The 25,488-nt window shown below is 56.8% G+C and carries 22 protein-coding genes; 5 read left to right on the plus strand and 17 right to left on the minus strand.

Annotation, left to right across the window (positions count from 1 at the left end; all coding sequences use genetic code 11):
- Positions 1-145: 145 nt before the first annotated feature.
- Complete coding sequence (fabB, locus tag RO22_RS17030; protein ID WP_022520896.1) at positions 146-1,363, minus strand: beta-ketoacyl-ACP synthase I; 1,218 nt, start codon at positions 1,361-1,363, stop codon at positions 146-148.
- 13 nt (positions 1,364-1,376) lie between these two features.
- Positions 1,377-1,892 carry a 3-hydroxyacyl-[acyl-carrier-protein] dehydratase FabA gene (gene fabA, locus RO22_RS17035; RefSeq protein WP_022520895.1) on the minus strand — a complete coding sequence of 172 codons (516 nt, stop codon included), beginning with the start codon at positions 1,890-1,892 and terminating at the stop codon, positions 1,377-1,379.
- Positions 1,893-2,173: 281 nt separating this feature from the next.
- Between fabA and RO22_RS17040 the strand changes: the two genes are divergently transcribed.
- Positions 2,174-4,015: a putative bifunctional diguanylate cyclase/phosphodiesterase gene (locus RO22_RS17040; protein ID WP_041158904.1), complete on the plus strand. Its 1,842-nt coding sequence runs from the start codon at positions 2,174-2,176 to the stop codon at positions 4,013-4,015.
- Here the strand turns inward: RO22_RS17040 and RO22_RS17045 are convergent.
- From RO22_RS17045 to RO22_RS17080, 8 genes are all read right to left on the minus strand, one after another.
- Complete coding sequence (locus RO22_RS17045; RefSeq protein WP_022520893.1) at positions 3,993-4,502, minus strand: DUF2878 domain-containing protein; 510 nt, start codon at positions 4,500-4,502, stop codon at positions 3,993-3,995. The two genes, RO22_RS17040 and RO22_RS17045, sit on opposite strands and share 23 nt — an antisense overlap.
- On the minus strand, positions 4,503-5,771 hold the full coding sequence (locus RO22_RS17050) for an SAM-dependent methyltransferase (protein WP_041158905.1): 1,269 nt from the start codon (positions 5,769-5,771) through the stop codon (positions 4,503-4,505).
- Complete coding sequence (locus RO22_RS17055; RefSeq protein ID WP_241254316.1) at positions 5,768-6,565, minus strand: DUF1365 domain-containing protein; 798 nt, start codon at positions 6,563-6,565, stop codon at positions 5,768-5,770. Before RO22_RS17055 ends, RO22_RS17050 begins: the two co-directional genes overlap by 4 nt.
- Entirely contained in the window at positions 6,565-7,932 is a 1,368-nt protein-coding gene (locus tag RO22_RS17060) for an NAD(P)/FAD-dependent oxidoreductase (protein WP_041158906.1), read from the minus strand. The genes RO22_RS17055 and RO22_RS17060 overlap by 1 nt, the downstream gene beginning before the upstream one ends.
- The gene (locus tag RO22_RS17065) at positions 7,929-8,714 is read right to left on the minus strand and encodes an SDR family NAD(P)-dependent oxidoreductase (RefSeq protein ID WP_039860229.1); all 786 of its coding nucleotides are present in this window, start codon (positions 8,712-8,714) and stop codon (positions 7,929-7,931) included. Before RO22_RS17065 ends, RO22_RS17060 begins: the two co-directional genes overlap by 4 nt.
- Positions 8,715-8,750: 36 nt before the next feature.
- Positions 8,751-9,182: a nuclear transport factor 2 family protein gene (locus tag RO22_RS17070; protein ID WP_041158907.1), complete on the minus strand. Its 432-nt coding sequence runs from the start codon at positions 9,180-9,182 to the stop codon at positions 8,751-8,753.
- 31 nt (positions 9,183-9,213) lie between these two features.
- A complete protein-coding gene (gene phrB / locus RO22_RS17075; RefSeq protein WP_152618920.1) occupies positions 9,214-10,626 on the minus strand; it encodes a deoxyribodipyrimidine photo-lyase in 1,413 nt (470 codons plus the stop codon).
- An 86-nt stretch (positions 10,627-10,712) separates the two neighbouring features.
- The gene (locus RO22_RS17080; RefSeq protein WP_009288159.1) at positions 10,713-11,633 is read right to left on the minus strand and encodes a MerR family transcriptional regulator; all 921 of its coding nucleotides are present in this window, start codon (positions 11,631-11,633) and stop codon (positions 10,713-10,715) included.
- A 492-nt stretch (positions 11,634-12,125) separates the two neighbouring features.
- Here RO22_RS17080 and RO22_RS17090 point away from each other — a divergent pair, with 492 nt between their 5' ends.
- Positions 12,126-13,028, plus strand: a complete 903-nt coding sequence (locus RO22_RS17090; protein WP_041158909.1) for a TIGR01777 family oxidoreductase — start codon at positions 12,126-12,128, stop codon at positions 13,026-13,028.
- Here the strand turns inward: RO22_RS17090 and rapA are convergent.
- Both rapA and RO22_RS17100 read right to left on the minus strand, forming a co-directional pair.
- On the minus strand, positions 13,025-15,970 hold the full coding sequence (rapA, locus tag RO22_RS17095; protein WP_027958784.1) for an RNA polymerase-associated protein RapA: 2,946 nt from the start codon (positions 15,968-15,970) through the stop codon (positions 13,025-13,027). The genes RO22_RS17090 and rapA overlap by 4 nt on opposite strands.
- A 113-nt stretch (positions 15,971-16,083) precedes the next feature.
- Positions 16,084-16,887, minus strand: a complete 804-nt coding sequence (locus RO22_RS17100; RefSeq protein ID WP_041158910.1) for a TlpA disulfide reductase family protein — start codon at positions 16,885-16,887, stop codon at positions 16,084-16,086.
- A gap of 129 nt (positions 16,888-17,016) precedes the next feature.
- On the opposite strand from RO22_RS17100, the gene RO22_RS17105 reads away from it, so the two are divergent.
- The 3 genes from RO22_RS17105 (at position 17,017) to RO22_RS17115 (ending at position 19,722) form a co-directional block, all read left to right on the plus strand.
- On the plus strand, positions 17,017-17,262 hold the full coding sequence (locus RO22_RS17105) for a hypothetical protein (RefSeq protein WP_041158911.1): 246 nt from the start codon (positions 17,017-17,019) through the stop codon (positions 17,260-17,262).
- A 119-nt stretch (positions 17,263-17,381) separates the two neighbouring features.
- The gene (locus tag RO22_RS17110; RefSeq protein WP_009288157.1) at positions 17,382-18,590 is read left to right on the plus strand and encodes an ABC transporter substrate-binding protein; all 1,209 of its coding nucleotides are present in this window, start codon (positions 17,382-17,384) and stop codon (positions 18,588-18,590) included.
- 151 nt (positions 18,591-18,741) lie between these two features.
- Entirely contained in the window at positions 18,742-19,722 is a 981-nt protein-coding gene (locus RO22_RS17115) for a Fic family protein (RefSeq protein ID WP_039860234.1), read from the plus strand.
- Positions 19,723-19,854: 132 nt separating this feature from the next.
- On the opposite strand, the gene RO22_RS17120 is transcribed toward RO22_RS17115, so the two are convergent.
- The 5 genes from RO22_RS17120 to RO22_RS17140 form a co-directional block, all read right to left on the minus strand.
- On the minus strand, positions 19,855-21,180 hold the full coding sequence (locus RO22_RS17120) for a branched-chain amino acid ABC transporter permease (protein ID WP_009288155.1): 1,326 nt from the start codon (positions 21,178-21,180) through the stop codon (positions 19,855-19,857).
- The gene (locus tag RO22_RS17125; RefSeq protein WP_022520880.1) at positions 21,180-22,184 is read right to left on the minus strand and encodes a branched-chain amino acid ABC transporter permease; all 1,005 of its coding nucleotides are present in this window, start codon (positions 22,182-22,184) and stop codon (positions 21,180-21,182) included. Before RO22_RS17125 ends, RO22_RS17120 begins: the two co-directional genes overlap by 1 nt.
- A gap of 16 nt (positions 22,185-22,200) precedes the next feature.
- The gene (locus RO22_RS17130; protein ID WP_022520879.1) at positions 22,201-22,920 is read right to left on the minus strand and encodes an ABC transporter ATP-binding protein; all 720 of its coding nucleotides are present in this window, start codon (positions 22,918-22,920) and stop codon (positions 22,201-22,203) included.
- A gap of 75 nt (positions 22,921-22,995) precedes the next feature.
- Complete coding sequence (locus tag RO22_RS17135) at positions 22,996-23,766, minus strand: ABC transporter ATP-binding protein (RefSeq protein WP_022520878.1); 771 nt, start codon at positions 23,764-23,766, stop codon at positions 22,996-22,998.
- A 50-nt stretch (positions 23,767-23,816) separates the two neighbouring features.
- Positions 23,817-25,262 carry a sodium-dependent transporter gene (locus RO22_RS17140; RefSeq protein ID WP_039860221.1) on the minus strand — a complete coding sequence of 482 codons (1,446 nt, stop codon included), beginning with the start codon at positions 25,260-25,262 and terminating at the stop codon, positions 23,817-23,819.
- Between the last annotated feature and the right edge of the window lie 226 nt (positions 25,263-25,488).

Genomic DNA, 25,488 nt, shown 5'->3' on the forward strand with positions numbered 1-25,488 from the left:
TAGCGTTGCACTACTAGTAACTTGAACGCTTCATTATGTTTCGTCATGAAAAACACCCCAATCGTTGGATGAGCGTCCAACTTTTGGGGTGCAGTTCACAATGGGCGCCGTTTTTATGCTTATCATGCGAGTAGCCGTACTAGCGTTAGTCGTTGAAACGCTGGAAGACTAAACACGCATTGGTACCGCCAAAGCCGAAGCTATTAGACAAGGCACGTTCTATCGTCACGTCATCGCGGCGTTCGGTGACAATATCAAAGCCGTCGGCCTGCTCATCCAAATCGGTGATATTCGCTGAGGCGGCAACAAAGTTGTGTTGCATCATCAGCAGTGAGTAGATCGCTTCCTGTACACCGGTAGCCCCCAGGGAGTGGCCGGTGAGCGATTTGGTCGAGCTCATGGCAGGTGTTGTATTCCCAAACACTTCGCGTATCGCCTTCAGTTCGGCAACATCGCCGACGGGGGTCGAAGTGCCATGGGTATTGATGTAGTCAATATCACCATCGACCGTTGCCATCGCCTGACGCATGCAACGCGTAGCACCTTCTCCCGAAGGGGCGACCATATCATGGCCGTCAGAAGTCGCGCCGTAACCCACCAGTTCGCCATAGATCTTGGCGCCGCGGGCTTTAGCGTGCTCGAGTTCTTCCAACACCAGCATGCCACCGCCGCCGGCGATAACAAAGCCGTCACGAGCTTTATCGTAAGGGCGTGAGGCCTTTTCAGGGGTATCGTTGTAGTGGGTAGAGAGCGCACCCATGGCATCAAACAAACAGGAGAGGGTCCAGTGCTCCTCTTCTCCGCCACCGGCAAATACCACATCCTGCTTGTTAAGCTGAATTTGTTCCATCGCGCTGCCAATACAGTGTGCGGAGGTCGCGCAGGCAGAAGAGATGGAGTAATTGACGCCTTTGATTTTAAACGGCGTTGCCAAGCACGCTGACACAGTGCTACCCATTGTCCGAGTGACGCGATAAGGACCAACGCGGCGCAGACCTTTTTCGCGCAGTATGTCGGCTGCTTCAACCTGATTAGCGCTTGAAGCACCGCCAGAGCCCGCAATAAGCCCCGTACGCTCGTTGGAGACCTGCGCTTCGCTTAGCCCAGCGTCTTCGATGGCTTGGGCCATAGAAACGTAAGCATAGGCCGCCGCGTCGCCCATAAAGCGGAGCAGTTTGCGGTCAATGAGTGCTTCAAGATCGATATCGACGCTGCCTGCCACATGGCTACGGAAGCCACGCTCGGCATACTCTTCCTTAAAACGAATACCGCTACGCCCAGTTTTGAGCGCGTCCAGGACCTGTCGTTGGTCGTTGCCAAGGCACGATACGATGCCAAGGCCGGTGACTACCACTCGTCGCATGGGAGCCTCCTGTTCAGAAATTCGCAGTGGAGGTAAATAGGCCAACGCGCAGATCATTAGCCTGATAAATGTCGCGTCCGTCGACGGTTACGGTGCCGTCGGCGATACCCAAGATAAGACGTCGGGTAATAATACGCTTAATATTAATGCTATAGGTCACTTTTTGTGCATCCGGCAGGATCTGTCCGCTGAATTTAACTTCGCCGCAGCCAAGCGCACGTCCGCGACCAGGGTGGCCTAGCCAGCCCAGGTAAAACCCGACTAGCTGCCACATGGCGTCTAACCCTAAACAGCCAGGCATAACGGGATCCCCAGGGAAGTGGCAGTCAAAGAACCACAAGTCAGGCGTGATATCCAGCTCGGCGATCAGCTCGCCCTTGCCATGCTCACCGCCCTCTTCGTGAATGTGCTTGATGCGATCAAGCATCAGCATGTTAGGAGCCGGGAGCTGTGCATTTCCGGGGCCGAATAGCTCGCCGCGGGAGCAGGCCAGCAGTTCTTCGCGATCAAAGGAATGTTGCTTGGTCACTGAATCGTTCCGAATATCAAATTGGTTGTGTGGCTAGTCTACTTCCCGAAACCGCTGAATGCACGTAACAGGCTATTTATCGTCCATCACTAGAGATTTTAGCGGGTTGGCCGATAGCACTAAAAGTGAGCGGCTTGGCTCATTAATAACCGATTATGCACAATAAGTGTTCCATTGCCGTAATATAGAGTATCCAAGTGACTTATTAGGCGGCATGATCAGCATGGCACCTAACGCTAATTTTTATCTGAGTTAATTTGTATAGGGTATAGCGAATCGCCATGTGGCTTCCTGTTTCACTCAATCGTCCGTTAGTTTGGGTCGCACTGACGGCGCTTCCCGCCTGTGTTTGGATACCTGATGCGATGCTACGTCTGGTGGCAGCATCGCTGGTCGCGCTTGGGCTGTGGGACGCCTGGAAACAAGTGCGTCAACAGCAGCTACGTCTGCGACTGTCGCAAGATACGTTAAGACTTGCCAGCGATGCCATGGTGATTAGCGATGCGCAAAATCGCGTGATGGTGGTTAACCCAGCATTTACCGAAATTACCGGCTATGCCAGCCAAGAGATTCAAGGGCTGAAGCTGGAGACACTGGCAGCCCCACGCCATGACAAAGCCTTTTATCAAACGTTTTGGAGTACGCTAAAAAGCACCGGCCGCTGGGAAGGTGAAATGTGGAGCCGCCGTAAACACGGCGACGAGTACCCCGAGTGGCTAAAAGTCCGTGCCGTGACCGACAAACGCGGCAACATTACCCATTTTATTAATTTGTTTGCCGATATTTCGGCACAAAAAGCTCGTGAGCGCGATTTACGCCGTATCGGCTATGAGGACCCTCTCACTGGGCTGCCTAACCGTCGCCGTCTCCACGATCTGCTTGCCTCTCGGCTGCGCCATTTACGCGCAGGTGAGAGCCTGGATATGGCGCTGGTGGATATAGATGGTTTGAAATCAGTCAACGATAGCCTGGGGGTTGAGCAGGGTGATCGGCTGTTAGCACGTTTTGCCCAGCGGCTAACAGGCTATGTAGCAGGGAGCGTGGTAGGGCGCCTGGGCGGCGATGAGTTTATGGTAATCCGTACCACCACTTTTGACGATCACGACCAGTGGGTAGCCACCCTGCGTGAGCATATGAGTCGGCCCTTTGAAATTAACGACCACTCGCTGCGCTTAGGGCTCACGATTGGCAGCTGTCGCGTGCCTGAAGATGGTAACGACTCCGGCGTACTCTTCCAGCGCTTAGAGTCGGCGCTTTATAGCGCCAAACGGCTAGGACGTAACTTAAGTCAGCGCTTTCGCCCGGCGCTGGATAAGCAGGATAATCCTCAACTGGCGCTGGTCAGTGACCTGCGCGCCGCGCTTATTTCCGGTGACCAGTTGGAACTGCATTATCAAACCCAGCATGACCCTGCCAGCGGCGAGCTGGTGGGCATGGAGGCGTTACTGCGTTGGCGCCATCCCAAGGATGGCATGATTTCCCCAGGCGACTTTATTCCGTTGGCCGAGGGGCATGGTTTAATGAGTCAACTGGGAGCCTGGGTGATCGAAAAAGCCTGTGCCCAGCAGGCCCATTGGCGTAATAGTGCTATGCCCAAGCTAACAATTTGGGTCAATATTTCGGCACTGCAGCTGTTTCAAGGTGACCTGGAGAGCCAACTGACGACCTGCCTAAAGCGTTACCAACTGAAGTCTTCGCAAATTGGCTTAGAGCTGACGGAGTCGGTGCTACTCGACGAGCGTGCGGGGGATATGGGGCCACGCTTGCAGGCGCTACGGGATCAAGGCTTTGCGATTGCCATCGACGACTTTGGTACGGGCTATTCGTCGCTTGGCTATTTGAAGCGCTTGCCGGTGGACAAAATTAAACTCGATCGGGCCTTCATTAAAGAGCTGCCGCACGATCAGGCGGACGCCTCGATTGTTAAGGCGGTGCTAGCGATGGCGGAAGGCATGGGGCTAGGAGTGATTGCCGAAGGTGTTGAAACCAAAGAGCAGTGTCAGTTCTTGGTTAATGCCGGGTGCACGTCCGTACAGGGGTTCTACTTTGCTCGGCCGCTTGCCGCCGCTGAGTTGGAAAAACGTCTGGTGCCTGCACCAGTCACCGTCCCCTCTGCCTCATAGGCTTAAAATAGCTAATACCCACACAAAGCAACGCCCAAACGAGCGCCTGAGCGGGCAGTAACCAAGCCGACAGGGTCACCTCTGCCAGTAGTGCGCCGCCATAATAAGAGAGTGGGCCACTAATGGCACCACATAGCGCGGCTAGCAGCGGGTAGCGCCACAGCCAGGCCAGTGAGTGATAGACCAGGGTGGCAAACAGCGGCCAGAGCATCCATAGCCATAGCGGCAGAAGCCCTAGCACCAGCGTTTGATCGTTAAAATCGAAACCACCTAGTAATTGCAAGCCTCCATCAATCACTAGTCCCAGCAGCGCAAATCCGGCGATAAAGCGCCACTCTCCGGGCCACGCGCAGCGCCATAGATGCCAGGCCAACAGGCTGCCCCCTGCAAAGGCTGCTACCCATGAACCACCGAGTACGCATAGTAGCCAGCCAGCCTCAAAGCGCAGGGCATTCAACACCAGCGTCTGCCACTTGCACGATACCATTTAGAGCGCGCCTGTGAGCGGAAGGGGTTTCGCCGCGGGTTTCGCCAGCAGTAGGTGGCAGGTGCCGATGGAGCGCTCGATAAAACCACCCTCGCAGTAGCACAGGTAGTAACGCCACATGCGAATAAAGCGCTCGTCGTAGCCCAGTGTTCTCACCTGCTCCAGGCTGGCTTCGAAGCGGTGGCGCCACTCGCGTAATGTGCGCGCGTAATGTGGGCCAATTTCATCCAGCGCGACGATGTTCAGCGACGTTTTACGCATAACGCTGGTTAACATGGCGTGGTGCGAGGGAAGAAAGCCGCCAGGAAAAATGTAGCGCTTGATAAAGTCCATATCGCGTTTAGCTTCTTCAAAGCGCTGATCGCGGATGGTGATGGCTTGCAGCATGGCCTGCCCATCGTCGGTCAGCAGGCTATCCAGCTTGTTGAGGTAGGTATCGAGGTACTGATGCCCCACCGCTTCAATCATCTCTACCGAAATGAGCCGGTCATAGCGGCCGGTCAATTCCCGGTAATCCTGCTTAAGCAGGGTGATTCTGTCCTCCAGCCCCTCTTCCATGATGCGTTTTGCTGTATGGGCGTGCTGCTCGTCCGAAATGGTGGTTGTGGTGACACGGCAGCCACGGGTTTTGGCTGCATAAATCGCCAGCCCTCCCCAGCCAGTGCCAATCTCTAGCAGGTGATGCTCGGGCTGCACATCGAGCTTTTCCAGCATCAAGTCGAGCTTGTAGGTAGAGGCCTCTTCCAAGCTGGCTTCGGGATAGGGAAACACGGCGCTTGAATACATCCAGTGGTGGCGATCTAAAAACGTCGAAAACAGATCGTTGCCAATATCGTAGTGGGCGGCAATATTGCGTTTCGAGCCAGTTAGGCTGTTGCGCTGAAAGCGGTAGGCGGCACCCAGCAGCCAGCGGGCAATGCGAGCGCTGCCGTTCTCCATTTTCCCATTCACATGCTCAAGGTTGGCAGCGAACAGCCGTACCAGGGCGACCAGATCGTCGGCGTCCCAATCGCCGTCCATATACGACTCGGCAGCTCCTACCGTGCCGCCAAAGGCGAGACGTTTCCAAGCGCGGGAGTGACGTATCACCACGGTCACCTGCAGCGGGCCTTGCTGACCCAAGTGATGACACTGATTGCCCTCAATCAGGGTGATACGTCCGCCGCGAAAGGTGTCCAGTTGGGCCATTAGGCGTGGCTTTAGCCACTTGGTTAAGCGGCTTTCGGCAACCGGTTGAAGGTTAGGGGGCGTGGAACGCAGGGTCGTCACTTTGAAGTCTCCTTGCGCTTGGGGTGGTTATAAACGGGGACGCGCTTAAGCCACAGGCGAAGCGCTTCAAAATGAATACCCGCAATGGTTTTCAGGCTCATCCATGGCTGGCGAGCCAAGGCTTTTAGCAACGTGCCGCGGGTGGCGGGTGAGGCGTCAAGGGTCAACGTGGCATCAAAATGGCACTGCTGATCCTGCCAATTTTCCATATGCAGAAAGAGCTTTTCGCCGGGTGCATTAAACTTCCAACGGTAAGTCATCTCCATGGGGTTAAACGGCGAGACGTGGAGGTCTTTATCGAAATGCGCTTGGTGACTATGGCGTGAGGGATCCACCGCGCTGGCGTAGCAGGTGCGCTCACGCCAGGGCATATTGGTGACCTCACTTAATACGGCTGTCAGTCGCCCCAGGTGGTCGTAAGCGTAGTAGACGGAAATAGGGTTAAACATGCAGCCCAGCGTGCGTAGCTGGGTAAGCACGCAGATACGGCCATTAGGCGCGCTTCCCAACTGCCGAATTAGCTCTTCGCGAACGGCGGTTTTCAGCGGGCGATCAACCGGCCCCAGATAGTCTTCGCGACGAAAACGCGCCAGCGCAGGGCGACGGGCACTAAAGCCGGGCACCTTGTCGAACAGCTCGGGCAGCTCGTCCAGATCCAGCCAGGCCATCCATAGCTGGTAACTAAAGGCGTGGGATTTGGGCGTAAAGCGCCGGTGGCGTAGGGTGCCACGATAAATACGCGAGCGTGGCTGGGTGGTTATCCCAGCTGTCATTTCAGTCAGCATGCTAGCCATCAACTCAGCCCCTCGACACCTTGCGGCGTTAGCAGCTCATGGGCAGGTAGCGCGGAAGGTGGCGCAGGCGGCGGGGCGGCTTCATCACAGCCTAACGCTTGCGCCACCCGCAGTGCGCTCCACACGCCGTCTTCGTGGAAGCCGTTACGCCAGTAAGCACCGCAAAAGTGGGTGCGATGGGCCGTAGACGAAATGTCGGCGTGTCGTGCCTGAGCCGCTTGGCCAGCCAGGGTGAACTGGGGGTGTGCGTAAGTGTAGCGGCCCAGCACCTTGTTTGGATCAATGCTGGCGCTGTCGTTCAGGGTCACGCAAAAAGTGGTGTCGCTCTCTATCCGTTGAAGGATATTCATAGCGTAAGTGACCGATACCCGTGCTTCGCTATCGCGCTGATCCAGGCGGTAATTCCAGCTCGCCCAGGCGCGCTTGCGCCGCGGCAGCAGGGCGGTGTCGGTATGTAGCACCACTTCGTTATCCTGGTACGGCATGGCGCCGAGGATCGCTTTCTCGTCGCCGCTGGCGTCGCCCAGCATGGCAAGGGCCTGGTCGGCGTGGCAGGCGAGCACTACTTGGTCAAAGCGCTGGGTTCCGGAGGGCGTGGTGATACTAACGCCGGTACTGTTGCGGGTAATTCGGGTGACCGGTGTATTGAGGTGAATACGCGATGCATAGGGCGCCGTCAGACCGGGGATATAGCTTTTCGAACCGCCCACCAGGGTGTACCACTGGGGGCGATGGTTGACCGATAGCAGGCCGTGATTGCGAAAAAAACGCACAAAAAACGCCAGCGGGAAAGCGCGTAAATCACTGATGCTGGCCGACCAGATGGCAGCCCCCATGGGCAGTAAGTAGCGCTGCTGAAAATCGCGGTTGTAGTGGTTGCGATCCAGGTATTCACCCAGGGTTATATGTTCGGGAAGCTGTTGGCTCTCCAGCGCGTTGGTGGCCTGCTTGTTAAAGCGCAGAATGTCGCCCAGCAGGCGATAAAAAGAGGGATTAAACAAATTGCGTCGTTGGGCAAACAGCGAGCCCAAGGTATGACCGTTGTACTCAAAATCCCGCGCTGTTTCATGTACCGAGAAACTCATTTCGGTGGCTTGTGAGGCGACGCCCAGGGTGGCCATAAGGCGCTGAAAGTGCGGATAGGTCCAGTCGTTAAAGACAATAAAGCCGGTATCAATAGCGTAGGAGTCTTCCGCAACGTTCACGTCCATGGTGGCGGTGTGCCCTCCCAGGCGTGAATCTGCTTCAAACAGCGTGACGTCATGTTGGGCGGAGAGGTACCAGCCTGCTGCCATGCCGCTAATACCGCTGCCAACAATGGCAATACGTTGTGATGCCCCAGAACTTTGCGATGCCATGGTGCTCATGACGACTCCTTTTGGCTGCGGGTCATGCGCAGGCCAATCTGACGGCGCACAGTGGGGGGCAAAATGCCCAGCAATTTGACCAGATAGGTAAACCGGCGTGGAAAGTGGATATCCAGCCGCCCCTTCACCAGCCCCGCGATAATGGCATCAGCTGCTTGCTCTGCCGTTACCTGCATCGGCATAGGGAAGTCATTACGTTCGGTGAGCGGCGTTTTCACAAAGCCAGGGTGGATCAGGCTGACCTCAATGCCCTCCTGATCAAGGTCTAAGCGCAGCGACTCTAAAAAGTAACTTACCGCGGCTTTAGACGCCCCATAGGCTTCCGCACGAGGTAGCGGTAAATAGGCTGAAGCGCTGGAGGTGGCGGCTAACCGAGCCAGGAGGCCCTCTTTGCGCGCCGCGCGCAACAGCGGCAGTGCGGCTTCGACGCCGTACAAAGTGCCGAATAGATTGGGCTTCAAAACCCGCTCGACTAAGTCCATATCGAACTGCTGAGCATTCAGATATTCGCAGGTGCCGGCATTAAAGAGCGCCAAATTTAACGCCCCGAGCTGCTCGCGGATGTCGTTACCCGCCTTGAGCACTGCTTGACGGTCGCTGATATCCAGCGGGAGAGGGTGGGCATTGGGGTGGCCATGGCTCAGAGCTTCGAGTGCTTCGTCACTGCGCGCGCTAAGCACTACCTGGTGGCCTTGGGCGATGAGCTTACGCGCAAGCGCTTCACCAATGCCGGAGGTGGCACCGGTTAACCAAATGCGTTGGGGCGTTTTCCATGTGCTCATTAAGCCTCCTCGGGTTCCCTGCGGTGATGTTATCGCTTAGGCAAGGTGTTTTTTTAACCAGCGAATGGCGCTTCCCATCAGCGGTAAATGTTCGTAAAGCATGGCGCCCGCATCAAAATAATCGCGATGACGCTCAACGCGCCCATCGGCGGCAAAGGTAAGTGCACTACAGCCTTCCACATTGACCGGCTGGCCACCTGCCAATCGGGGATGAATAAACGTCATGCTCCAGGTGACAAATGCTTGCTGACCCTGTAACTGTCGAGTGTGGTAAGTGAAGTGGCACTGCTCGACATTTTCATACATGGTTGAAAAATAAAGCGCTAACGCGTCGCGACCTTCAATATGGTGCAGCGGGTCACTAAAAATTATATTTTCAGTATATACCTCGTATAGCTTTTCTGTACAGGTATTGTCTAGTTTATTAAAAAAGGCGCAGAACGCCTCTAATACCGCAGGCTCAGCCATCACGGTCTCCCTAGTAGTTGCTACAACAGATTTATTTAGAGAGCGATTTAAATGCCTCTAAGGCGCGCTGACGTGCTGCCTTGTGATCGACAATAGGCGCTGGATAATCGACGTCGCTAAGCAGATCCTGAGGTGGCGCGTGGCGCGCTTTGGCGGGTAGTTTGGCAAGCTCAGGCAGCCAGTGGGCAATAAACTCACCGTCCGCATCAAAACGGGTGGATTGGGTGGTGGGATTGAAAATACGGAAGTAGGGCGCAGCATCAGTACCCGTAGAGGCCGCCCATTGCCAGCCGCCGTTATTGGCGCAGAATTCACCGTCAATCAAGTGGCGCATAAAAAAGGCTTCACCGCGTCGCCAATCAATCAGTAGATGTTTGCTTAAAAACATCGCCGTGATCATGCGCAGTCGGTTATGCATCCAGCCGGTGTTCACTAATTGGCGCATGGGGGCATCAACAATGGGATATCCCGTACGCCCCTCGCACCAAGCCTGAAAGCCTTCGTCATCGTCACGCCAAGCTAGTTGCTTGGTATGCTCCTGAAAGGGCTGGTAACGGCATACCTGCGGAAACCCCACCGCTACGTGCTGATAAAATTCTCGCCAGACCAGCTCGTTGACCCAGGTAGTAAGGCCGGTATCGCCATCGGCTAAGTGGTCGCCGTTTTCGCTCATCACCGCTTGTAAACATTGGCGATGGGAGATCATGCCTAGCGCCAGATAGGGCGACAGTTCACTGGTGCCGCGCACCTTCGGTAGGTCGCGCTGGGCGTTATAGTGACGACCACGAAAGCGTAGGAAGCGCGCTAAGTTATCCGCCGCGGCATTTTCACCGGCTGGCCACAGCTGCCCATCGATAGGGGAGCTATCAAGCTTGGGAAGTTCAGGCAGCGGGTCGCTTTGAATATCCAGCGCCGCTTGTACCTGTGGCGTCGCGCGCAGCGCCAACTGATCAGCGCTGACCTGCTTGTGCCACGCCTTGGAGAACGGTGTAAATACCCCGTAGTAGTCGCCCTTCCCGGTTAGCAGGCTGCCGGGGGCAAACGCTATGGCATCGTGGTAGCCATGTGCGGTAATCCCGGCCTGTTTGAAGGCGTCTTGCACAGCCTGGTCGCGGTGGCGCTCATTGAGCGCGTACTCGTGATTGAAGTGCAACTGCTCAACATCATATTCGCGAGCGATCTCAAGCAGCACCTCGGGTGCCTGGTCATAACGTTCAATATCGCGATGCAGCAGCGGAATATTCAAACCGTTAAGCGCCGTTTTGACGCTAGCGACGCCGCGCGCCCAAAAATCCAGCTTATTAGCGCCGTGGCCATGCGCTTGCCACTGAGGAATGCTGCGCAAAAACACCGCTATCACAGGGCCCTTAACCGCGGCGGCGGCGAGGGCACTGTTGTCGTCAATACGCAGGTCGCTGCGCAGCCATATCAACTGATGCTTTATAGGCTTTCCGGTCATAGGGGCCTCCTGCGGCACAAAAAAATGGCCGGTCGCCACGAAGGCGAACGGCCAGAATAAAGGCGCGCTGGTTAGAGTACGCCAGACTCGCGTAACAGTGGGCGCAACCGGGCAATCGCCTGAGGCAGGTCATCGCCCAGCATGTGTACTGGCCCATCGCGCAAATCGTTTTCGCGCAGACGAGCCACTTCGCCGCATACGCCGATGGGTACGTTAAGCGTCTCAGCCGCTTTAGGCAGCGCCTGGTTGATATAGCTATCGCTCTCCCGCTGACCGCTAGAGAGCAGCACCATGGACGAGTGCAGCCGCGCCACTGCCTGGGGAAGATCCTCAAGCGGCAGCGAGTGGTCAAGCATCTGCACCCGGTAGCCCTGCTCGCTGGCCATTAGCGCCGACATCAGTACCCACAGCGGGCCGGGGTCGTCGGGCATGGCGTTGAGTAGAATCAGCGGGCCACGGGTAGCCTGATTGGCATAGTGCAAGCGGATGCCCACCTGGCTGCGCAGAAAGGCTTCCAACGTGCGGCGAACAAGCTGGTCTGCCTGAATGGCCCACTTGGCTTCTAAGGTCAAAATAACTGGCTGCCAGAGTTCATTAATGGCCACGCTCAGTGGGTAGAGCGCCAAACTCTGATGATAAAACGCCTCCAGCTTGGCGAGATCCAACGCTTCGATAATAGCTTGCAACTGCTGGCGCTGGCTCGCCCAGTCTCCGGCATCAGGTGACGGGGCTTCAATTGTTTCTGGCTGGTCAAGCAAGTCGGCGACTTGACTGACCGGCACACCACGATTGAGCCACTGCAGGATGCGTTCGATGCGGGTGATGTCGTCCTGAGCGTAAAGACGATGACCTTTCGGAGTGCGCTGGGGGCGAATTAGCCCGTAACGTCGTTCCCAGGCGCGAAGCGTGACCGAATTCACCCCAGTTAAGCGAGAAACCTCGCGTATCGGATAGAGTGGCGTATCGGGGGGGTGGGTCGCCTTAAGACTCATGGGCGCCAGTACCTCTTCGTTGACTGCAGCGCGGCGCTGCAGGGGCTTGTTATTGTTCGCCGCGGCGAAGGTGATTCATGTTCCATTTAAAGGTTGCCTGATTTAAAAACTAAACATTAGCACGATACTGTATGCCCATTTGTACAACTTGTCGCTACCCGGTACAACCTTTATAAGAATCCTTCTTAATCATTTAAGCTCGCTCTTTATTGAACCGACCGGCCTATTAGCGCCTTTCCTAAACGGTGGCCGGATAGCCAAGCATCCTCAACGCGGCCGTCGCGGAAGCTGTCGCCGCACAGAGCCAGGCCACTTGCATTGTATAAGAAATCATGTGCGCAAGTAGTTGATGGCTGCGCATAGCGCCAGCGATAAGCAGCGCTTTTGATCATCATTGTGCGCCTGCCGGCCGCGTGAACTAGCCTGATAGGTAAGTGTCGGCCAGGCGGCTATGCAGGATTTCAACGATGCCACCAACAGGAGCAAAACCCCATGCGTGTATTAATCACCGGAGGCAGTGGCTTTGTCGGCCAGCGACTATGCCGGCAGTTAGTTGAACAGGGTCACGAGGTGCAGGTGGTCTCCCGCTCGCCTCACCAAGTGCGGGATCGTTTGCCGAACAATTGTGACATTCGCGATAGCGCCCAGGCGTTTATTGAATCGCCTCCGGACGCCTTGGTTAACCTGGCCGGTGAGCCGATTGCCGCCAAGCGCTGGAGCGATGAGCAGAAAGCCAAGCTGATTAACTCCCGGGTGGCGGCGACCGAGCAGTTGGTGGCGCTTTGCGAGCAGCTCAAAGCTAACGGCCAGCCGCTGCCCAAGGTGATGGTATCGGGTTCAGCGATGGGCTACTACGGCGATCAGGGCAAGCGCGTGGTGACTGAGAAGACCATGCCTAACGATGAGTTTGCCCATCGGCTGTGCAAACAGTGGGAGGCAGCCGCTAAGCCTATTGAGGCCATGGGCGTGCGGCTGGCAATTGTGCGCATTGGCCTAGTGCTAGAGGCGGGTGGAGGCAGCCTGGAGAAGATGCTGCCGCCGTTTAAGTGGGGGCTGGGTGGCCGCTTTGGCAGCGGTGAGCAGTTTATGCCGTGGATCCACCGCGACGATTTAGTCGCGGCGATCCTGTTTCTCATCAATCAAGAGGGCTTGAGCAGTGCCTTCAATGGCTGCGCCCCGCATCCAGTGACTAATGCCACCTTCACTAAAACCCTGGCCAGTCACCTCAATCGCCCGGCCATTTTCCCAGTACCCGCTTTTGTATTAAAAGCGGGCTTTGGAGAAATGTCGCGGTTACTGCTGACCGGAGCAGATATGCGCCCCGTGCGCCTGGAAGAGGCAGGGTTTAGCTTCCAATACCCCACCCTGGACAAGGCGCTTGAGGCGATCCTTTAGCGGTCGGCATCAACGGTGATAATCACCCGTACTGAGTCCAGCCGCAGGCGAGTGTTTTCAATGGCTTCGCTAAGTGCCTTGCGCTCATCTTTTAGCGCGTCGATTTCCGCACTGCGCACCGCCGGGTTGTGCTCGGCAAGTGCCGTTAAGCGGGCAATCTCGGCGTCCAACTGAGTGCGCATACGCGCTTCGGCGTTCTCGACGATGCTGGGCAACTGGCGCTCGGCTTCGCCTTCACCCTGCGTTAGCAGTTCACGCAGCTGGTCGTGACGGCTCTTGATCAAATCCCGCGCCAGCGACTTGTTGACCTTCTGCAGGTTTTTGCCCAAGCCGGTGAAGGAGATCTTGCTGGTCAGGTTGGCGCCCGATTCATCCAGCAGCAAACGCACCGCGGTGGGTGGCAGGAAGCGGTTAAGGTGCAGCTTCTTGGGTGCCGGGCAGTGAGTGCGAAACACCAGCTCGGCCATCAAGCGGCCGCTGGGAATGGCGTCGTGGCGCAGCAGAGCCAGCGCCGAGTTGCCCATGGTGCCATCCAGCACCCGACCCATCATTTCACGCAGCAGTGGGTGTTCCCAGGAGAGCCGCTGCACATCGTCACGGGCCAGCGCCTGGGAGCGGCTGTAGGTGGCGGTAAAGCCCTCTTCACCTTTAACCAGGCCCGGCAGGCCATCCAGCATATGTTGGCTGGGCTGCAGGTGCATTAAGCCCTTGCCGATCTCCTGGCTATCCACGCCGAAAATATCCAACGCTCGCTCAAGATAGCGCGGCAGGGCGGCGTCATCGTCAAGCTCGCGCACCGCGTCGATCACCTGCTGAGCGCGGGCGGGGCGGCAGGCGTTGAGCTCCAGCAGTCGGTTGCGGCCCGCATCGTGCTCCGCCAGCTTGGCGCTAAACATCGTGCGGGTTTCGGCGATGATCTCGTCAAGTGCCTCATCATCCAGCAAGGCATCAGCCAGGGCGTCACCAAAGGCATCAAACAGCTCGTTGCCGACCCCATGGGGGGCACTGAACGCATCCATACCTTCGTGGTACCAACGCAGCAGACGCTCGCCGGGGCTGCCCTCAAAAGTAGGAATATGCAGCTCAATAGCGTGGCGTTGACCGATGCGATCCAGGCGGCCAATGCGCTGTTCGAGCTGATCTGGGTGCTGGGGCATATCGAACATGACTAGGTGGCGGCAGAACTGGAAGTTGCGCCCCTCCGAGCCAATTTCCGAGCAGACCAGCACCTGTACGCCCTCATCCTCATCGGCAAACGCCGCCGCCGCGCGGTCACGCTCGATCAGGGAGAGGTCTTCGTGGAACACCGGAGCGTGGTAGCCGCCCAGCACCCGTAGCCCTTCAGCAAGGCCTTCAGCGGTTTCCCGGTGGTGGGCAATGACCAGGACTTTTTCGTTGGCGAAGCCGCTCTCACTGTCGTCGCTAAGCTTTTCCAGTAGCCAGTTAACCCGCGGGTCGATGTGCCACCAGTCTTCGCCATTGAGGGGATCATTGCTGAGCTCGCGGTAGGCCGCGTCGGGGTAGATCAGCACGTCGGGGTGATCCATGCCGGTCTCGATCAACAGCTCGTCGAGGTAGTCGTCGTCGCGCTCTAAGCGGCGCACCACGCGACGGTAGGCCGAAGGCAGCGCTAACGGTGCCAGGTTTAAGCGCCGCTCCGGGAAGCCTCCTACGTGACGGCGGCTGTTGCGGAACATCACTCGACCGGTACCGTGGCGATCCAGCAGCGCTTCGCTCAGCTGGTCGCGAGCGGTGTCCTGCTGCGCTTTGCTTGCCTCCGGGTTGCACAGGATGGCCAGCAGCGCCTGGCTGTCGCGGTCATCGGCTACCGCAGAGACGTCGGTACGGGCGCTAGGGTCGTCAGGCAGTGCCTCCAAGGCGTCGATGGCGCGGGCCACTTCGGTGTAGTGGCTCTCTTCGGCTTTGAAGCGCTCAAGATCGTGGTAGCGCTCGCTATCCAGCAACCGCAGGCGGGCAAAGTGGCTCTTGATACCCATCTGTTCGGGGGTCGCGGTGAGCAGCAGCAGGCCGGGAATCACCGCCGAAAGCTGTTCGACGCACCGATAGCCGGGGCCGCTGCCTTCTTCACTCCAGTCGAGGTGGTGCGCTTCGTCAACAATCAGCAGGTCGAACTGGCTGGCCAGTGCCTGCTCTTGACGCTGAGGGTTGGCAAATAGCCAGCCCTGGCTCGCTAGCACCAGTTGGGCGCTCTCAAAGGGGTTGGCGCTGCCGTGGGCCTGGCTCTGGGTTTCATCCAGTAGCGAGACGTTGAGCGAAAAGCGTCGCAGCAGCTCGACCAGCCACTGGTGAGTGAGGCTGTCGGGTACCAGAATCAGCGCCCGCTCTACGCGGCCATTGAGCAGTAGGCGGTGCAGAATCAGGCCAGCTTCAATGGTTTTACCCAGGCCCACTTCGTCCGCCAGCAGTACCCGAGGTGCATGGCGGTTGGCAACTTCATTGGCAATGTAGAGCTGATGGGGTATCAGATCGATGCGCGGCCCAGAAAAGCCCAGCGCGCTGTGCTGCTCGATACGTTGATAGTGGTGCAGGGTACGAAAGCGCAAATCAAACCAGTCGTTGCGATCGACCTGGCCGGTCAGCAGGCGGTCGCGAGCCTGGTCGAACTGCATGGTATCGGCGAGTTTGGCCTCGGGCAGCTCGCGCAGATTGCCTTCCTTGTCTTCACCGATATAGGTGATCAGGCCGTTGGACTCTTTGCTGTCATCGACAACGATCTGCCAGCCGTCAGCAGAGAGTACGCGGTCGCCGCTGCCGAACATAACGCGGGTCAGCGGGGCTTGGCGGGTGTTGTAGGTACGGGTTTCCTGACTGGCACTGAACAAAATGGTAACGCTACGGGCGTCGCAGTTAAGCACGGTACCGAGCCCAAGCTCGGCTTCGCCGTCGCTAATCCAGCGTTGGCCGGGAGAAAAATCGCTCATGATGCCTCGGGAGAGTCTGCAAAACGGGTCGACTGCCGCCGGTAGTGAGCGCCGGCAGCAACAGGGCGGGGGATTCTAACGCAAAGCAGCGGGGGGATTAAGGTGTATCGGCATCAATCTTGTAACCAGCGATCCAGCTGGGCGCGAGTAAGCTCGCCAACGTGGATATCCAGGGTGTTCCCCTGGCCGTCGAACAGCACTGTGGTGGGCAATCCCGGTGCTTGAAAAAGCGCCATCAGCTGCTGGCTGGGGTCACGCAGGGCGTAGCGAAATTCAAGCTGCTGCTCATCCAGGTAGCGCACCATGGGCAGTAGGTCTTCGCCTTGGTTAGCAACCACCACGCTGACACCATCGCGTTTTGCGGCCTCCTCGAGCAGCGGCATTTCACGCAGGCAGGGAGGGCACCAGGTCGCCCACAGGTTGACGATAATCAGGTCAGCGTTGTCGGTCAGTGAGGGCAGATGCACGTCATTGCCTTCCACATCCTCAAGGGTGATCTCCGGTAGGGCGTCAACCGCAAAGTCATTGCCCAGGGGCGCCAGGGTGACCAGCACCAGCCATAGGCTGGAGGCGGCGACCAGCATGGCCATTGCACCGCCCATAGCCAATAACCGCGCCCGCAGCGTCCAGGCCGTCCATACCAGGCCAGCCGTCATCCCCCATAGGCCATGGTAGCCGGGTTGCCACACTTTGAGCGCTTCAAGCGGGGCGTCGCTATAGCTATCCAGGTTGAGCAGGATATGGCCCACCCGAGCGCCCACTAACCAAACAATAATAAGCCCGGTAAACCAGCGCTGCTGAGCCGGGCGGGGCAGCCCTAACAAGAAGCGCGCGCAGAGCAGCAGTAGCAGCGCACAGCCAACGGCGTACAGGCGTGGTAGCGAAATCAGTAGCGGGCCGAGAGCAATGGCGTTCATGGGTATCCCGTTCAGGTTTTCAACGTAGGTTTTCAGCTTAGGTTTTTGATTCAGGTTTCCAGTTAAGCATGCTGCGAAGCAGGTACACTAGGAGACCATATCATTTGAGCTGAAAATTACGGAGACGTTATGCCCTCACCCGCTTTCGATAAGCTGCGCGCGCTAGCGATCGGATCCCAGGCGATTGGCTTGATCCTGATAATGACTCTGGAAACGGTGATGGGCAATGCGGCTCGCCCCTGGCAGGGTGTGGTGTTGGCCGCCATGCTGGTCACTGCGTTAACGATTGCGTTGGTGCGGCTTTACCGACGCAAACGCCTTCAAAAGCAGCTCGCTGAACGCAGGCGATATCTTGAGGAAGGCGAGGAGCGTTAGAAAGCGTTGCTTGTGTTTTTGCCGTTCCAGTTCCAGATTAATAGCAGCCTTAACGATTGTCCGCTGGGGCACACTAAAAAATTGCACAACTTTTTACGACACTGGGAGCGACAAATAATATGATCAATAAGCGCGCATTAGCCACCGCTGTGGCGGCCTCAACCCTGGCAATGACCGGGTTCGCACAGGCAGAGGTCAAAGTTGGCTTCTTGGGCGGCTTTACCGGGGGAATCGAAAGTTTAACGCCACCCATTTTTGAAGGTGCTCAACTAGCCGTAGAGCAGATCAATGAGCAGGGCGGCATTCTAGATGGCCAAACGTTGGTGATGCCGTCCGGTGATACCACCTGTTCCGATGCATCGGCTGCCTCTAACGCCGCCGACCGCATGGTGAACTCTGAAAATGTCACCGCGATTGTCGGTGCGCTGTGTACTGGTGCGACCATTGCTGCGGCTAATAACGCCGCCATTCCCGGTGGTGTGTTGATGGTGTCGCCCGCTTCGACTGCCCCTGCGGTATCTGAGCTGGACGATAATGATCTCGTCTTCCGTACCGTGCCGTCGGATGCTTTCCAGGGCGAGATCCTTGCCAAGCTGTTGCTTGAAAAAGGTATCGACGCAGTGGCGGTCACTTATGTCAACAATGATTATGGTCAGGGGCTTTCTGACGCCTTTAGCGCTGCTTTTGAAGCCGGCGGAGGTGAGATTACTGAGAACCTTGCCCACGAAGATAACCGCGCGGATTATCGCTCTGAGCTAGGCTCACTGTCAGTCAGTGGCGTGGATACTCTCGTCGTGCTGGCCTACGCCGACACCTCGGGTCAGACCGTGCTGCGCCAAGCCTATGAAAGCGGTATGTTTACCCAGTACGTAGGTGCTGACGGCATGGTCGGCGATAGCCTTATTGAAGCCATCGGTGCAGACGTGCTGGATGGCATGATCGCCACGCGCCCCGGCAGCCCTGACCTGCCCGGTACCGATATCTTTATCGAAGCCGCCGAAGCTGCTGGCTTCGATCCAAGCGCAGTATTTGCCGCCCAGGCCTACGATGCCGCTTTCCTGGTCGCATTGGCGATTGAGCAGAACGGCAGCGCCGAGCGTGAAGGCCTTTCCGAAGCACTGCGCAGTGTTTCCAGCGCCCCCGGCGAGGTCATTCTGCCCGGCGAGTGGGAAAAAGCGGTTGAGCTGATTGCCGCAGGCACCGACATCAACTACGAAGGCGCCTCTGGTTCGCATGAGTTCGATGACAACGGCGACGTGCCTGGCGTGGTGGTCGAGATGGCTGTGGAAGACGGCACCTTTACCAGCAAAGGTCAGGTTGATCTTTAATTCTCAGCATTAGTGTTAAAAATGCCGGGCTTATTAAGTCGGGCATTTTTTATTTGGCATGGCCCACCTTGTTGTCCTTAATCTTCCCTGCAATTCCACGTGTGATAGGATCAGAATTAAATTCTGAATGTGTGGGGGGATGATTAAACCCATGAGTTATAAACCCCCGTTTACCATCACCGCCGATATTCTCAATCTGGTCGCAGAGATCAGCGAGCAAGTGGGCAGACTGAACGCTAATGCACTGGATGCTTCGCCTCAGTTGCGCAAGCAAAACCGCATTAAAACCATTACCGGAACGTTGGCGATTGAAGGCAATACCCTGACTGAAGAGCAGGTCACCGCGATTGTAGACGGCCAGCGCGTGATGGGGAGTGTGCGCGAGTTGGCTGAGGTCAAAGGGGCGATTCAGGCTTACGATGCCTTACCCAAGCTGCAACCTGATAGCATCAATGACTTACTCACCGCCCATGGCTTGATGATGTCGGATATTCTGGTAAATGCTGGCGAGTTTCGGCATAAAGCGGTGGGCATCCACAAAGGGAATGTAGTACATCATGTTGCGCCACCTGCTCATCAGGTATCGGGGCTAATGGAGGATTTAACCCATTGGCTAAAACAGGCTAAAGACCATCCTTTAATTACCAGCAGTGTATTTCATTACGAGTTTGAATTTATCCATCCTTTTAACGATGGCAATGGTCGCATGGGACGCTTGTGGCAAACGCTGATTTTGTCGCAATGGCATCCGCTGTTTTTATCGTTGCCGCTGGAAAGCGTTATCAAAGACAACCAGCAGCGCTATTACCAAGCGCTTGAACAAGCGGATCAGCAAGCCGAGAGCACGCCCTTTATTCATTTTATGTTATCGGTCATCGCTCAGACACTAGTACAAAACGCCCCTGTAAATGTCCCTGTAAACGCCCCTGTAAATGTCTCTGGGCTAAAAACACCTGAAGCGATCATGGCGTTAATTCAGCACAACCCGGCGATTACTCGCCAGCAAATAGCCGACACCACAGGGAAAGACATACGTACTATTGGCCGTGCGATGGCCAAGTTACAGCAAGCGGGCAGGTTGAAAAGAGTAGGGTCAGATAAGTCGGGCCATTGGGAGATTATCAGTGAGTGAGCCCCACCCCACGCTTTTCGTTATACGAGTATTGATTGTTACCAAAACTTGTCGTACTGAAGGCGCTTGGTGACCTGTTGCTGCCCGAAAGCGCGCCAGATCTGGCGCGCCGGGCTTAGCTCATAGGTCATATCAATTGTGACTTTTGATTTTCTCGGGTAGTAGCCCTTTGGGCGCGAAGCGCAGCACCATGGTGATCAATAAGCCAATCACCAGCACCCGTGCCTGCAGGGCGCGGCTATCCATATTGCCTGGTGCATCCCAGCCGAAAGCGCCTTCGCCAAAGGCCACCGCTAACTGCATTAAGAACAGCGCCAGGGGCTCGGACATAATCCAGATAATGTACACCGCCACGGCGCCAAAAATGGTGCCCAGGTTATTGCCCGGTCCGCCCAGGATCACCATCACCAACACCAGGAAGGTATGGTTGAGCGGCAGGTAGCCTTGAGGATCGAAGAGGCTGTTGAAGGTGCCCAGTATGCCGCCGCCCAAGCCCATCAGAATGCAGCCCAGCACGAAGATTTCCAGACGCCGTTTGTTGATATCCTTACCCATCGCCGCAGCGGAGACTTCATTGTCGCGAATCGCCCGGATCATACGGCCCCAAGGGGCGTTGTAGGCGCGATTGAGTAAAAAGAAGATTACCGCGATGATCACCGCCGTAAACGAAAGGTAGATCGCTCGTGAGAGCGTAAACCCCAGTTCGGCAGGCCCCGGTGTGGGCCAGGGAAGTGGGGAAACCGTAGCGGTGCCGCGGGTCAGCCAGTCGGAGTTCTTTAGAAACGCCTTGATGATCTCGGCAATGCCGAGGGTGGCTATCGCCAGATAGTCGCTGCGCAAGCCCAAACAGATATGGCCAATAAAGTAGCCGACGCCACCCGCCAGCGCGCCACCGACAATCCAGCCGATCCAGGGCGGTAAGCCCAGCCCACCGACGAAGCCTGCCTGGCTTTCAATCGCATCAGTGACTTCACGCAGCTGGCTAATCACCACGAGGTAAAGCACCACACCCAGCACCACCGCGATCAACGTACGCAGGGGCTTGGGTACGCCCAGTCGATCCAGCTTGCTGGCGCCAACAATCAATACAATAGCGGCTGCGCCATAAAGCAGCACGCGGCCAAATTCGCCGGGTAGCGCCGTGCCCCAGAAGGCATCGTTGACCGGTACACTGAAAAACATCGCACAGAAGCCACCCAGGGCGACAAAGCCCATTACCCCGGCGTTGAACTGACCGGCATAGCCCCACTGGATGGTTAATCCCAGCGCGAGGATGGCGTAGCAGGCAGCTTCTACCAGCATGCGCGTGCTGTAGGCGGCGCCCATGATGGCGTAGACCGCCAAAACCGCTACGAGCAGCACACCAAACAGAATCAGCTCGCGCAGCGGGAAGCGACGGGCAGACGTGGCGTCTTGGGGAGTGTAGGCAGGGTTGCGCGTTTTTTCTGAGTTGCTCATTAGATCACCTTGCCCTTAAAGAGTCCGGTGGGACGCCACACCAAAATGGCTACCAGAATGAAAAACGGCACCACAATTTTGTACTCGGTACCCACAAAGGCCAGATTCGACGGTAGCTCGAGCCAGGCGGGCAGGCTGTCGCGGAAGGGGCGTAGCAGCACATTCCAGTTAAACACCGCCAGGGTTTCGGCAAAGCCGACCACAAAGCCACCGGCAATGGCGCCGTAAGGGTGACCAACGCCCCCCACAATAGCGGCGGCGAAAATAGGCAGCAGCAGAAAGAAGCTCAAATCGGGTTTGAAGGTAACGTCTAAGGAGAGCAGCGTTCCAGCAATAGCCGCCAGCGCTCCGGCAATCATCCAGGTCACCGCCACGATGGTATTGGTATTAATACCCGATGCTTGGGCGAGTTCAGGGTTATCCGACATGGCGCGCATTGCCTTGCCTAACCGCGAACGGTTAAGGAAAAGGTGTAGTGCGACGACCGCAACGATAGTGATCACGAACAGATAAATCTGCGGTTCGGTAACCACAATCGGTGCACGGGCACCCTCGAAGGGCAGCGCAAGGCGGAAGATCTCTTTACGGTCGTCGACATATAAACTCTGCCCGCCGGTGCCGGAAAAGAGGCGGATCAAGCCCTGTAGAATCAACGTGACCCCCAGCGAGCCAATCACCAGCACAATCGGTTTGACCCCATGGGCACGTAGCGGTTTATAGAAGGTTTTATCGATCCCCACGGCCAAAGCGGCGGTGAGCAGCATCGCCAGAGGCAGCATTAGCACGGCGGTGGGTACACCTAGGCTGGCGCCCGCTGCTGGGAACAGCGTGGTAAGCAGAAGCACCATAAAGGCGCCGAAGGTCATCATGTCGGCGTGGGCGAAGTGGGCAAAGCGCATAATGCTGAAAATCAGCGTTACCCCAATGGCCCCAATGGCATAAATAGAGCCGCTGACGCTGCCCGAAATCACCACATTATTGATGAAAAAAACCAGTTCGTTCACGTCTATCTCCCTGGGGCTAGCCGCCCAAAAAGCTTTTGGCGACATCGGGGTCGGCGAGCAGTGCCGCCCCAGTGTCGGTAAAGCGGTTTTGGCCAGCAGCCAGCACAAAGCCCTTATCGGCTATCGCGAGTGCCTGTTTGGCGTTCTGTTCCACCATCAAAATACCCACGCCAGCGGCGTTGATCTGTTTGACGCGGTCGAAAATCTCATTCATATACAGCGGCGACAGCCCTGCGGTGGGTTCGTCCAGCAACAGTAGGCTCGGCTCGGCCATCAGAGCGCGGCCCATGGCGACCATTTGGCGCTGTCCACCGGAAAGCTCACCGGCAGGCTGGCGGCGCTTTTCGTACAGCGGTGGGAAAAACTCATAGATCTGAGCGAGCATGCGCTTGACGTTTTGCGGCTTTAAAAAGGCGCCCATCTCCAGGTTTTCCTGCACCGAAAGGCTGGGGAAAACGTTCTTCTCCTGGGGCACGAAGCCCATGCCGCGCTGCACCAGCTGGTTAGGCGGCAGGTTTTGGATGGGCTGGCCGTTAAGCAGTATCTCGCCCTGATTAACATGCAGCAGGCCAAAGACCGCTTTCAGCATGGTGGATTTACCCGCCCCGTTAGGGCCGACGATAACACCGACCTCATCGGCTTCCAGCGTCATGTTTACCCCGTTAAGGATATTCATGCCGCCATAGCCGCCGTGCACATCCCGTGCGTCGATTAATGGCCTGGTTGTTGATGACATAAGCAAAGTATTCCAGCAAGGTCGCTTGGCAGCGACATCATTATATTAATTGGCTAATGGGAGAAAACGTCACGTTTAAGCGGCATCTGTACCGAAGTAGGCCTCGATGACCTCAGGGTTATTCTGGATGTCGTTGATATGCCCCTCCACCATCACACTGCCCTGAGCCAGCACGATAACCGGGTCGCAAAGGCGGGCAATCATCTCCATGTCGTGCTCAATGACCAGAAAGGTGTAACCCATTTCGCGGTTGAGCCGCTCAATATTGCCGATCAAATCACCCAGCAGGGTGCGGTTTACCCCGGCGGCGATCTCATCAAGTAGCACTACCTTGGCGTTGGTCATCATGGTGCGGCCAAGCTCCAGCAGCTTCTTTTGCCCTCCGGACAAATTACCCGCCAGCTCGTTGCGCACATGGTGCAGGCCAACAAAGTCGATGACTTCCAGGGCGCGGCGGCGCACCTCCGCCTCTTCTCGCTGCACTTTGCCGGGCTTTAGCCAGGCACTGAAAAGGTCTTCACCGGCTTGCTTGGGCGGTACCATCATGAGGTTTTCCAGCGCGCTCATCTGGCTGAACTCGTGGGCGATCTGAAAGGTGCGCAATAAGCCGCGATGAAAGCGCTGGTCGGCGCTGAGCGAGGTAATGTCTTCTCCATCAAGCAGCACATGGCCGCTGTCAGGGGTCAGGGCGCCAGCAATGAGATTAAACAGGGTTGATTTACCTGCGCCGTTGGGGCCAATCATCCCGGTAATGGAGCCCTTCTCCACTTGAATGGAGCAGTCATTAATCACCTGTAGGCCGCCGAACGCTTTGTTGACTCGCTGTACTTCAATAAGAGGGGTCATGGTGTCTCCACGCGATACAGGCGGCTAATTAAGCCGCCTGCACACTGTTATTAAGTTATTTGTCGTGGTTTTTTCAGCCACCGCTGGCTGGCTGCAAAGGCACCAATAATGAGCAGTGCGCCGAGGGTGGGGATAAGATAGCCATCCACCTGAGGAATGGTGCGTAAAAACACAAAGGCTACGGCGGCGGGGGCCACAAAGCGCACCAGAAACCGCCAGAATTTAAACCAAGTGACGCTGCTGCCCAGTTCCTTCATCACTTCGCTCTGGGTTAGCGCCCAACCGGCGAATAGGGCTATCAGCAGGCCGCCCACCGGCATAAATATATTGGTGAGTAGCTCGATAAACTCAAACGCACTGCGCCCAAACAGGCTATGGAAAATCGTCCCCTCGGCCCACATATTGAAGCTAACCACCGTCAACAGACCCATTGCCCAGGCGGCAATCACCATAATGGTAACGGCTTGTGGGCGGGTCATGTCGAAACGCTCCACCAGGAACGCCGCGACGGGCTCGATCAACGAAATAGAGGAACTGATAGCTGCGCCGAGAACCAGAATAAAGAACACCCCGCCCACCAAAGCGCCAAACGGCATTTCGGCAAACGCCAGCGGAAGGGTAACAAACATCAGCCCAGGGCCTTGCCCGGTTTCCAGACCGGCGCCAAACACCAGAGCAAAAATGGCCAGGCCCGCCACCATCGCCACGGCGGTATCGACGATGGCAACAGCAAAGGCGGTGCGGGTTAGTGAGACCTCGCTGGGCATGTAGGCGCCGTAAGCCATAATTGCCCCCATCCCCAGGCTAAGGGTGAAGAATGATTGGCCCATGGCCTGCAGCCAGCCTTCAAGGCTGAGGTCGGCGATATTAAAGGTAAACAGGAAGCTGGCAGCGGCACCTATATCGCCATTCACTACGCCGTAGGCCAGCACTACCAACAGAATTACAAACAGCGCGGGCATCATAATGCGCAGGCCTGATTCGATGCCTTTATGAATCCCCATGCCGACAATCAGCGCGGACGCGGCAATGAAAAGGGTGTGATAGAGCGTCATTAGGCCAGGGGCGGCCAGTAGTGCGTCAAAGCCAGTGCTAATGGTCTGAGCGTCGGCACCGACCAGTGAGCCGGTCAGCATCAGCCAAGTGTAGTGAATCGCCCAGCCGGCAATCACCGAATAGAAGCTTAAAATCAAAAACGCCGAGGCAGCGCCCAGCCAGCCGATCGTTTCCCAGGCCCGAGAGGTGCCATGGGTTTTGGTCAGGTGCCGCATACCCATAATCGGGCTCTGGCGGCTGGTGCGACCCAGCATGATCTCGGCAATCAGAATCGGTATGCCAACGGCGAAGATCGTCAGTGCGTAAACCAATATAAAGGCACCGCCACCGTTTTCACCGGTTAGGTAGGGGAAGCGCCATAGATTGCCCAAACCGACGGCGGAACCAACGGCGGCGAGAAGAAAAGTGCCTTTATGCGTCCAGACGTTATGACCGCTCATGGGTAAGAGTGTCCGTGTTTGGGCGTCAGGATGGGGGTAAGTATCCAAACACCTGTATGAATGTAGCGATGTCAGCGTGCCTTGGACGCGCTGAATTTAGCGTCACTGTGCGATAGAACGCGGCACCTTTCCAGCGTATTAGCGTTTAGGCTGCGTTTAGGGAAGTATCTTGGCAGCTATTGAGCGGTCATGAAGTGTGGCAACGAGGCATAAAAAAACCCGCTTT

This window comes from Halomonas sp. KHS3, assembly GCF_000830495.1.
GTDB lineage: Bacteria > Pseudomonadota > Gammaproteobacteria > Pseudomonadales > Halomonadaceae > Vreelandella > Vreelandella titanicae.